The 10,363-nt window shown below is 73.7% G+C and carries 10 protein-coding genes; 5 read left to right on the forward strand and 5 right to left on the reverse strand.

Going from position 1 to position 10,363, the window contains the following annotated elements; genetic code table 11:
- Positions 1–506, forward strand: a 506-nt coding sequence (locus tag HCN56_RS19430; protein ID WP_167972934.1) for a helix-turn-helix transcriptional regulator, incomplete at its 5' end; no start/stop codon positions are given.
- A gap of 87 nt (positions 507–593) precedes the next feature.
- Here HCN56_RS19430 and HCN56_RS19435 read toward each other — a convergent pair.
- Positions 594–1,091: a MarR family winged helix-turn-helix transcriptional regulator gene (locus HCN56_RS19435; protein ID WP_167972935.1), complete on the reverse strand. Its 498-nt coding sequence runs from the start codon at positions 1,089–1,091 to the stop codon at positions 594–596.
- A gap of 86 nt (positions 1,092–1,177) precedes the next feature.
- Between HCN56_RS19435 and HCN56_RS19440 the strand changes: the two genes are divergently transcribed.
- Positions 1,178–1,990 carry a trans-aconitate 2-methyltransferase gene (locus HCN56_RS19440; protein ID WP_167972937.1) on the forward strand — a complete coding sequence of 271 codons (813 nt, stop codon included), beginning with the start codon at positions 1,178–1,180 and terminating at the stop codon, positions 1,988–1,990.
- 90 nt (positions 1,991–2,080) lie between these two features.
- On the opposite strand, the gene HCN56_RS19445 is transcribed toward HCN56_RS19440, so the two are convergent.
- Positions 2,081–2,623 (reverse strand): MarR family winged helix-turn-helix transcriptional regulator, encoded by a 543-nt coding sequence (locus tag HCN56_RS19445; protein ID WP_167972938.1) that lies wholly within the window; start codon positions 2,621–2,623, stop codon positions 2,081–2,083.
- A gap of 93 nt (positions 2,624–2,716) precedes the next feature.
- On the opposite strand from HCN56_RS19445, the gene HCN56_RS19450 reads away from it, so the two are divergent.
- Both HCN56_RS19450 and HCN56_RS19455 read left to right on the forward strand, forming a co-directional pair.
- A complete protein-coding gene (locus HCN56_RS19450) occupies positions 2,717–3,169 on the forward strand; it encodes a RidA family protein (protein WP_167972940.1) in 453 nt (150 codons plus the stop codon).
- 248 nt (positions 3,170–3,417) lie between these two features.
- A complete protein-coding gene (locus HCN56_RS19455; protein WP_167932924.1) occupies positions 3,418–3,828 on the forward strand; it encodes a rodlin in 411 nt (136 codons plus the stop codon).
- Positions 3,829–4,024: 196 nt separating this feature from the next.
- Here the strand turns inward: HCN56_RS19455 and HCN56_RS19460 are convergent, their stop codons facing one another.
- From HCN56_RS19460 to HCN56_RS19470, 3 genes are all read right to left on the reverse strand, one after another.
- Complete coding sequence (locus HCN56_RS19460) at positions 4,025–5,245, reverse strand: MFS transporter (RefSeq protein ID WP_167972942.1); 1,221 nt, start codon at positions 5,243–5,245, stop codon at positions 4,025–4,027.
- A 220-nt stretch (positions 5,246–5,465) separates the two neighbouring features.
- Entirely contained in the window at positions 5,466–6,068 is a 603-nt protein-coding gene (locus HCN56_RS19465) for a TetR/AcrR family transcriptional regulator (protein ID WP_209312946.1), read from the reverse strand.
- Positions 6,069–6,157: 89 nt separating this feature from the next.
- Positions 6,158–7,246 (reverse strand): acyl-CoA desaturase, encoded by a 1,089-nt coding sequence (locus HCN56_RS19470; RefSeq protein WP_167972946.1) that lies wholly within the window; start codon positions 7,244–7,246, stop codon positions 6,158–6,160.
- Positions 7,247–7,524: 278 nt separating this feature from the next.
- Here HCN56_RS19470 and ppc point away from each other — a divergent pair, with 278 nt between their 5' ends.
- Complete coding sequence (gene ppc, locus HCN56_RS19475) at positions 7,525–10,293, forward strand: phosphoenolpyruvate carboxylase (protein ID WP_167972948.1); 2,769 nt, start codon at positions 7,525–7,527, stop codon at positions 10,291–10,293.
- Positions 10,294–10,363 lie beyond the last annotated feature (70 nt).

A 10,363-nucleotide genomic window follows, 5' to 3' on the forward strand; every position in this document is an offset into this window, starting at 1 on the left:
GCGGTGGAAGGACAGCTACGGCTGCCAGTGTCGCGCGCCCCGACCAGGACGCCTCACTACTGGCCCAGCCCGGGCTGCGGCTGGTCGTCCTGGCGGGCCGGGACGACGCGGGCACGGCGGCGCGGCTGCTCGCGGCGGGCGCGCTGGGGTGGGTCGCCAAGGACAGCTCGCTGGCGCGCCTCACCCACGTGCTGCGCGGCGTGCTGCGGGACGAGACGCACCTGCCGCCGGCGCTGCTGACCGGGGTGCTGCGCGAGATGACCCGCGAGCGGCAGGGGCGCGGCGAGTACCAGCGGCTCGCCGACTCGCTGACCCCGCGTGAGCTGGAGGTGCTGCGCTGCATGCTCGCCGGCATGGGGCGCAAGGCCGTCGCCGAACGGCTCTACCTCTCCCCGCACACCGTCCGCACCCACATGCAGAACGTGCTGGGCAAGCTCGGTGTCCACTCCACCCTGGCGGCGGTCGCCGTGGCGCGTCGCGCCGGCGTCCCGCCCGTCGAGGGCTGACGCCGCCCGGCGGTGCCCGGCCGGGCGGGGCAGTAGCCGTCAGCCGCCGCAGCCGCCCGCAGTCGGTGCCGTCCGTGGCCCGTGCCGTCAGTGGCCCGTGTTGTCGAACGGTGCCGTCAGCTCCCGCAGCAGACCGGCCAGTTCCCGGCGCTGGGTCAGCGACAGCTCCGCGAGGATCGCCCGCTCCTGCTCCAGCAGCCCCGCCAGCGCGCGGTCCGCGTGGTCCTGGCCGGTCGGGGTGAGCCGGACCAGCACCCCGCGGCGGTCGGTGGGGTCCGGCAACCGTTCGACCAGTCCCTTCTTCGCGAGCCGGTCGATGCGGTTGGTCATCGTGCCGGAGGTCACCAGCGTCTGCGTCAGCAACTGGCCGGGGGAGAGCTGGTACGGCGAACCGGCGCGGCGCAGCGCGGTCAGCACGTCGAACTCCCAGGGCTCCAGGCCCAGCTCGGCGAAGGCGATGCGACGTGCGCGATCGAGGTGCCGGGAGAGCCGCCCGACGCGGCTCAGCACCTCCAGTGGCTCCACGTCGAGATCGGGGCGCTCGCGCCGCCAGGCTGCCACCAGTCGATCGACCTCGTCCTCCATGGCATCAGTGTAGTAGTTCTGTCGACGTGAAGTCTCTTGATCGCAACTATCTTGACGTCGAGAGAATCAGGCGGCAGGGTGGCGCCATGACCACCACGCGCTGGGACCCCGACCAGTACAACCGCTACGCCGACCACCGCACCCGCCCGCTGCGGGACCTGATCGCGCGTGTCCCGGCGCTCCGCGCCGAGCACCCCCGGATCGCCGACCTCGGCTGCGGACCCGGCGGCCCCACCGCCGTCGTCGCGGAGCGGTGGACCGATGCGCACGTCACCGGCTACGACAGCTCAGCGGAGATGCTGGAGCACGCCGCCCCCCTCGCCGGTCCCACCCCCGGCGGCGGCAGCCTCGCCTTCGAGCGGGCCGACATCGCGACCTGGCGGCCCCGGCAGCCCCACGACCTGATCGTCTCCAACGCCGCGCTGCAATGGGTCCCCGACCACGTGGCGCTCTTCCCCCGCTGGATCGCCGCCCTGGCCCCCGGTGGCAGCCTCGCCTTCCAGGTCCCCGGCAACTTCGGCGCCCCCAGCCACCTCCTGCTGCGGGTCCAGTGCCTCGCCCCCCGCTGGCGCGACCGGCTCGCCGGCGTGCTGCGCGAGGGGACGCCCGTCCACGAACCCGGCGGCTACCTCGACGCGCTCACCGTCCTCGGCTGCGAGGTCGACACCTGGGAGACCACCTACCATCAGCTCCTCCTCGGGCCCGACCCCGTCCTGGAGTGGATGCGCGGCACCGCGCTGCGCCCCGTCCTCGACGCGCTGGCCGACGACCAGGAGGCGGTGGAGGCGTTCCTCGCCGAGTACCGCGACCGGCTGCGCCCCGCCTACCCGGCCGGCTCCTTCGGCACCGTCCTGCCGTTCCGGCGGATTTTCGTCGTGGCGCGGCGACGGGCGGACTGAGGCCGGGGCCCGGCGGCTGCCGGGGCCGGCTGCCGGGGCGGGCCACGCCGGGCGGGTGAGGCGCCGGGCAGCCGGGCGCGGGGCCGCGCGTCAGGCCAGGTCCGCCGGGCGGGTGCGCAGTTTCGCCGCGAGCCGGGCCAGCGCCCGCTGGTCGGCCGCGGTCAGCGGGTCCAGCACCAGCTCGCGCACGGACCGGACGTGGACCGGGGCCGCGGCCTCGACCACGGCGAACCCCGCGTCCGTCAGCTCCGCGATGGTCACCCGCCCGTCCTCGGGGTCGGGGAAGCGCCGCAGCCACCCCCGCTGCTCGAACCGCCGCGCCACGTTCGACAGGCGGGAGAGCGAGCCGTTGGCGAGATGGGCGAGTTCGCTCATCCGGAGCCGCCGGTCGGGAGCCTCGGAGACGTGGCTGAGGACCAGGTACTCGAAGAGCGTGAGCCCCGCCTCGCGCTGGAGCGGGGCCTCCAACCGGCCCGGCAGCAGCAGCGCCAGCGAGATGAGCCCCGTCCAGGCCTCCTTCTCCGCCGGGTCGAGCCAGACGGGCTCCCCGGCGTCCCCGCCCTCCGCGGACCCGCCGTCCGGCGCGGGGGTGCCGCGCCTCCTGCTCCGGTGATCGGGGTCGCTGCTCGCCATGGGGGTCACGATATCAAGCTGCATGACTTCACGCGTGAACTGAAACTGTGCTACGTTCGCTACAAGGTTGAAGTCAAAGCGAAAGGATTCACCATGAGCGCCAATGCCGAGACCCCCGAGTTCTTCGCCACCCCCGGCTACGGGGACACCCAGCTGGAGAACATGCGCTACCACCAGGCCGTGCGGATCGGCGACCGCGTGGAGATCTCGGGCCAGGGCGGCTGGGACGACGAGCTGAACTTCCCCGAGTCGCTGGAGGAGGAGATCGTCCGCGCCTTCGACAACGTGGAGCGCACCCTCGCCACCGCCGGGGCGGGCTGGCCGGATGTCATCTCGGTCGACTCCTTCCACGTCCCGACCGAGCCCGACGAGATCGGGATCGCCCACAACCGGGTCATGGTCGAGCAGTTCCGCCGCCGCATGGGGGAGCGCGCCCCGATCTGGACCGAGATCGGCGTCCCCAGCCTCGGTGCCCCCGGGATGCGGGTCGAGATCAAGGTGACCGCGCTGCTGGGTGCCGACCGCGCCGGCCGTGCCGCGGGGTGACCGTGCCGCGGGGTGACCGCGCCGCGGGGTGACCGCGCGCCGGCTGCGCACGGGTACCGGGTCGCCGCAGGTGAGCGGCGGCCCGGCACCCGTCGCGGCCCCGAAACGTCCACTTGGTGCACCCCGGGAACCTGAACGAGGTACCAGAGGGGGCCAAACGGGTGACTCAGGGAAACTCTTCGTGCTGTGGCCAGTTGTTCAGGCCGTCCCGCGAGGGACAGTCTCAGACACTCGGAAGGACACAGCAAGTGATCAAGAAGACGCTCGCCACGGTTGCCGTCGCGGCCTCTGCCCTCGGTGCCACCGCTGCCGCCGCCGCCCCCGCGCTGGCCGTCGGTGACGACACCGCTGGCCACACCGCCGTGTCCGGGAACGGCGCGGAGAAGGTCTTCGGCAACACCACCACCCACGGTGGCATGAGCCCGAACATGGCCCTGGTCCAGGGTTCGCTGAACGACATCTGCGCCCCGATCATCCCGGGCAAGCTCAACGTCGGCAGCGTTGTCGGCCTGGTCCCGATCACCGTTCAGGACATCCTCACCAGCACCAACGAGCAGAACTGCGCCGAGAACTCGACGCTGCAGGACGGCGACGACCCGCTGTCCAACCTGCTGTCCAACGTCGAGGTCCTCTCCGGCAACGGCGGCAGCTCCCGCTGAAACGCCTGACGGCGTACAGCAACTCGCGCACGCCGGGTTCTACGGCCTTCTGACCGGCGCGCGCACCGAACCCCCTCCCTGGTTGGCTTCCTTCCCGGGGAGGGGGTTCACCCCTGTCCGCCACCACGCAGCACCGCCGGCCCGGCCGCGTCGCATCTCCCGCAGCCACACCCTGGCGCGCCGCCCGCCCGCGTGGTCAACGCCGCAGCGCACGGCCCCCGGCGCCGCCCGCCCGCAGCCACACCGCCGCGAAGAGCGCCACGGCCATCCCGCAGCCGGTGAACACCAGCCCGGCACCGCGCAGCCCCATCACCACCGTCAGCGCCCCCACGCCCACCACCGGCAGGGAGATGCCCAGGTAGGCGGCGACGAAGAACGCCGACACCGTCTCGCCCCGGTGCGCCTCCGGGGCGCGGGCCGACACCGCCGCGATCCCCGCGCGGAACGCCAGCCCCTGCCCGGCGCCACCGACCACCGCCCCCGCCAGCAGCAGCGGCAGCGAGTGCACCAGTAGCGAGGCACCGATCAGCCCCATGCCGCCGACCAGCAGCAGGCAGCCCGCCGGCAGCGCCCGTGCCACCGTGACGCGGTCGACGAGGAGCTGACCGAGCGTCGAGGAGGCGAAGGCGGAGAAGACGACCGCGCCGGCCACCGCGAGGTTGGTCACACCCAGCTCCCGCTCCATGAAGCTCGGCGCCACCGAGGTGAACAGACCGAACAGCGCGAAGCCGGTGAACCCCGCCAGCGCCGCCGGGGCGAACACCGACCGCACCTCGCGCGGCACCCGCGGCGCCCTGGGGCGCGGCCACCCCGTCGCCCGCGCGCCGCGCACCGTCTCCGGCAGCAGCGCCGTCACCACCACGGCGACCACCAGCAGCCCCAGGTGGACGAGGTACGGGGTGCGCAACGGGGCCGGCGCGTACTGCGCCAGCACCCCGGCGAGGAGCGGGCCGCAGCCGAGCCCGCCCATGTTGGCGGCGGTCGCCGCGAACGCCGCGCGGCCGCGCGAGGCCGGCGGGGCCAGCTCCATCACCGCCACCGTCGCCGCGCCGGTGAGCAGGCCGGCGGAGAACCCGGAGAGCACCCGGCCCGCGAACAGCGCCGGCAGCCCCGTCTCGAAGACGAAGCAGAGCGCGCCGGCCATCGACAGCGCCAGCGCCGCCAGCAGCACCGGCCGCCGCCCCCGCTGGTCGGAGACCCCGCCGAGCAGCGCCAGCACCGCGATGACCCCGGCCGCGTAGGTGGCGAAGACCACCGTCACGACGAAGGAGGAGAACCCGAGCTCCTGCTGGTACAGGCCGTACAGCGGCGTGGGCAGCGTGGTCCCCGCCATGCCGACGGTGAAGACGTAGGCCGCCGCCAGGTAGTGCCAGGAGCGCGCCGGCCGGGCGGGGCGGGAGGTGCCGGGGGTCGTCATGGCGTGGAGCGTAGGGCGACCGGTCGGCCCCGGCGGTGCACGCCGCAGCACCCCGGCCGCCCGACACCCGATCGGCGTGCCGCGCCGCCCGGTCGCGGTACGACCGGGCGGCGGGGTGCGGTGATCGGGCGGCGCGGTACGGGCCCGACAGGCGCCTACGGCGCCCCGGGGGCGAGGTGGGTGTGCGAATCGCGGGCCGGGCGGCGGCGCGGCGGCCCGGTCAGGTGCGGCGGTGCCCGACCAGCCGCGGCTTGTGCTCCATCCCCGACAGCCCGTGCCAGGCGAGGTTGACCAGGTGCGCGGCGACGTCCGCCTTCTTCGGCTTGCGCACGTTCAGCCACCACTGGCCCGTCAGCGCGACCATGCCCACCAGGGCCTGCGCGTACATGGGCGCCAGCTTCGGGTCGTAGCCGCGGGCCTTGAACTCGTGGCCGAGGATGTCCTCGACCTTGGTCGCGATGTCACCGATGAGTGAGGCGAAGGTCCCCGTGGACTGGGCGACCGGCGAGTCCCGCACCAGTATGTGGAACCCGTCGGTGTGCTGCTCGATGTAGTCGAGCAGCGCGAACGCGGCCTGCTCCAGCAGCTCCCGGGGGTGGCCCGCGGTGAGCGCGCTGGTGACCATGTCCAGCAGCCGGCCCATCTCCCGGTCGACGACGACCGCGTAGAGCCCCTCCTTGCCGCCGAAGTGCTCGTAGACGACGGGCTTGGAGACGCCGGCCTTGGCGGCGATCTCCTCGACCGAGGTCCCCTCGAAGCCGCGTGCGGCGAACAGTGAGCGCCCGATGTCCAGCAGCTGAGCCCGGCGTTCGGTGCCGGTCATCCGGCGGCGGCCCCGCCGGGGCTGCTTCGGGGCCTTCTCCGTGCTGTCGTCGCTCGCCACGCCTACTCCCGGTTCGCTGCTGCGGTCCGTCACCCGGCGCTGACGACGGATGCCCCCTCCCGCTCCTCCGAGTCCCGGTCGGGGCGCACGCGCCGCGCCTCGATACGGGAGGACTTGGGCCAGCGTACGTCGTACGCCCAACCCGCCCTCTCGAACCAGCGGATCAGCCGGGCGCTGGAGTCGACCTGTCCCCGGTCGACACCGTGCCGCGCGCAGGTCGGATCGGCGTGGTGCAGGTTGTGCCAGGACTCTCCGCACGAGAGTACGGCCAGCCACCAGACGTTACCCGAGCGGTCCCTCGACGCGAACGGCCGCTTGCCCACCGCGTGGCAGATCGAGTTGATCGACCAGGTCACGTGGTGCAGCAGCGCCACCCGCACCAGCGAGCCCCAGAAGAAGGCGGTCAGCGCGCCCTGCCACGACCAGGTGGCGAGGCCGCCGATCAGCGGCGGCAGCAGCAGGGAGACCGCGGTCCACAGCGGGAACTGCCGGGAGACCCGCCGGACGGCCTCGTCGCGGATGAGGTCCGGGGCGTACTTGTGCTGCGGGGTCTGCTCGCGGTCGAACATCCACCCGACGTGGGCCCACCACAGCCCCTTCGCCAGCGCGGGCACCGTCTCGCCGTACCGCCAGGGTGAGTGGGGGTCGCCCTCGGCGTCGGAGTGCTTGTGGTGGCGGCGGTGGTCGGCGACCCAGCGCACCACCGGCCCCTCGACCGCCATCGACCCGGCGACGGCCAGCGCGATCCGCAGCGGACGCTTCGCCTTGAAGGCGCCGTGGGTGAAGTGGCGGTGGTAGCCGACGGTGATGCCGTGGCACCCGATGAAGTAGAAGACGGCGAGGAGCAGCAGGTCCAGCCAGCTCACGCCCCGGCCCCACGCGAACGGCACGGCGGCGATCAGCGCCACGAAGGGCAGGGTGATGAAGAGGAACAGCGCGACCTGCTCCGGCGAGCCGCGGCGCTCACCGCCCAGCGTGGCGGAGGGTCCCGCCGGCTGCTCCGGGCCGCCGGCGTCCGGGGCGGGTGCCGGCGGCGGCACACCGTCGGCGGTGGCGGCCTCGCGGTCACGGGAGCCTTCGGATGTGCTGCCCTGCGCCACACCTGGATCAATGGTCATACGCGAACCTCGGAGCAGTGAAAAGGTACAAAGGGGAAATGCGGGCCTACGGTACCGTAACCTACGCAAGCGTAGGTAGAACCGTGTGGAGATTCGCAAGAGCGGGTGAAGTGGTGCAACGGTGCGCATTGGCGCGCACGCCGGGGCGTCAGCCGTCCCCGACGCGCGCCCGGGACGGTGAAAGGAGGGTCCCCCCGGCGGGACCAGTGCATATCCTGGGTCGGCCGGACAGCGCGGTCCGTAGAGATACGTCGTTAGAGCCGCAAGGAGCCGTACCTGTGAGCAGCGCCGACGCCATCCACGACCCCGGGTCCACCGAGGACCAGGACGCACACGAAAGCGGCGCGGCCCTCCGCGCCGACATCCGCCGGCTGGGGGATCTCCTGGGCGAGACCCTGGTCCGGCAGGACGGCCAGGACCTGCTGGAGCTGGTCGAGCGGGTCCGCCGCCTCACCCGCACCGACGGGGAGGCCGCCGCCGAACTCCTCGGCGAGACCGACCTGGAGACGGCCGCCAAGCTGGTCCGCGCCTTCTCCACCTACTTCCACCTCGCCAACGTCACCGAGCAGGTCCACCGCGGCCGCGAACTGCGCGCGCACCGCGCCACCGAGGGCGGCCGCCTCGCCCGCACCGCCGACATGCTCAAGGACGCCGACCCCGAGCACCTGCGGCAGACCGCCGCCAACCTCGGGGTCCGGCCCGTCTTCACCGCACACCCCACCGAGGCCGCCCGCCGCTCGGTCCTCACCAAGCTGCGCACCGTCGCCGCCCTCCTCGACGCCGACAACGGCGACGGCGGGGCCGACCGCCGCCGCACCGACCTGCGGCTCGCCGAGAACATCGACCTCATCTGGCAGACCGACGAACTCCGCGTCGTACGGCCCGAGCCCGCCGACGAGGCGCGCAACGCCGTCTACTACCTCGACGAGCTGCACAGCGGCGCCGTCGGCGACGTGCTGGAGGATCTCGCCGCGGAGCTGGAGCGCGCCGACGTCGTGCTGCCGCCCGGCAGCCGCCCGCTGACCTTCGGCACCTGGATCGGCGGCGACCGCGACGGCAACCCCAACGTGACCCCGCAGGTCACCTGGGACGTCCTGCTGCTCCAGCACGAGCACGGCATCGAACAGGCCCTCGCCCACATCGACGAGCTGCGCAGCCTGCTCTCCAGCTCGATCCGCAACACCGGCGTCACCGACGAGCTGCGCGACTCCCTCGCCGAGGACCTCGAACGCCTCCCGGAGATCACCCCCCGCTACAAGCGGCTCAACGCCGAGGAGCCCTACCGGCTCAAGGTGACCTGCGTGCGGCAGAAGCTCCTCAACACCCGCGCCCGGCTCGCCGCCGACGCGCCGCACCGTCCCGGCCATGACTACCTCGGCACCGCCGGCCTCCTCGCCGACCTCACCCTGGTCCAGGAGTCGCTCCGCGCCCACCGCGCCGGGCTCGTCGCGGACGGCCAGGTCGAGCGGGTCATCCGCACCGTCGCCGCCTTCGGCATCCAGCTCGCCACGATGGACGTCCGCGAGCACGCCGACGCCCACCACCACACCCTCGGCCAGCTCTTCGACCGCCTGGGCGAGGAGTCCTGGCGCTATGCCGACATGCCGCGCGACTACCGCACCCGCCTCCTCGCCAAGGAGCTGCGCTCGCGGCGCCCACTGGCGCCCACCCCCGCGCCCCTCGACGACGACGGGGCCAAGACCCTCGGGGTGTTCGCCACCGTCCGCCGCGCGCTGGACACCTTCGGCCCCGAGGTCATCGAGTCCTACATCATCTCGATGTGCCAGGGCGCCGACGACGTCTTCGCCGCGGCCGTCCTGGCGCGCGAGGCCGGGCTGATCGACCTCCACGCCGGCTGGGCCCGCATCGGCATCGTGCCGCTGCTGGAGACCACCGACGAGCTGCGCATCGCCGACGAGCTGCTCGACGCGATGCTCTCCGACCCCTCCTACCGGCGGCTGGTCTCGCTCCGCGGCGACCTCCAGGAGGTCATGCTCGGCTACAGCGACTCCTCGAAGTTCGGCGGCATCACCACCTCCCAGTGGGAGATCCACCGCGCCCAGCGCCGGCTGCGCGACGTCGCGCACCGGCACGGCGTGCGGCTGCGGCTCTTCCACGGCCGCGGCGGCACCGTCGGCCGGGGCGGCGGCCCCACCCACGACGCGATCCTGGCGCAGCCCTGGGGCACCCTGGAGGGCGCCATCAAGGTCACCGAGCAGGGCGAGGTCATCTCCGACAAGTACCTGGTGCCGTCGCTGGCCCGGGAGAACCTCGAACTGACCGTCGCCGCGACACTCCAGGCCTCCGCGCTCCACACCGCCCCCCGCCAGCCCGAGGAGGCGCTGGCCCGCTGGGACGCGGCGATGGACACCGTCTCCGACACCGCCCACACCGCCTACCGCGCGCTGGTGGAGGACCCGGACCTCCCGGCGTACTTCTTCGCGGCGACCCCCGTGGACCAGCTCGCGGAGCTGCACCTCGGCTCGCGCCCCTCCCGCCGCCCCGACAGCGGCGCCGGGCTCGACGGGCTGCGCGCCATCCCGTGGGTCTTCGGCTGGACCCAGTCCCGGCAGATCGTCCCCGGCTGGTTCGGGGTCGGCTCCGGACTGCGCGCCGCCCGCGAGGCGGGGCTCTCCGAGGTGCTGGAGGAGGCGTACGAGCGCTGGCACTTCTTCCGCAACTTCCTCTCCAACGTCGAGATGACGCTGGCCAAGACGGACCTGCGGATCGCCGGGCACTACGTCGACACCCTCGTCCCCGACGAGCTGAAGCACGTCTTCGACACCATCCGCGCCGAGCACGACCTGGCCGTCTCCGAGGTGCTGCGGATCACCGGCGAGGAGCGGCTGCTCGACGCCAACCCGGAGCTCCGCCAGACGCTCCAGATCCGCGACGCCTACCTGGACCCGATCTCCTACCTCCAGGTGTCCCTGCTCCACCGGCAGCGGCTCGCCGCCGAGCGGGGCGAGGAGCCGGACCAGCTGCTCTCCCGCGCGCTGCTGCTCACCGTCAACGGCGTCGCCGCCGGCCTGCGCAACACCGGCTGACGCCCCGGCGGCCCCCGGGTGGGCCGCCGCCGGACACCCGTGCCGCCCGCCACCGCTCCCGGTGGCGGGC

Source organism: Streptomyces lonarensis (assembly GCF_012033735.1).
GTDB lineage: Bacteria > Actinomycetota > Actinomycetes > Streptomycetales > Streptomycetaceae > Streptomyces > Streptomyces lonarensis.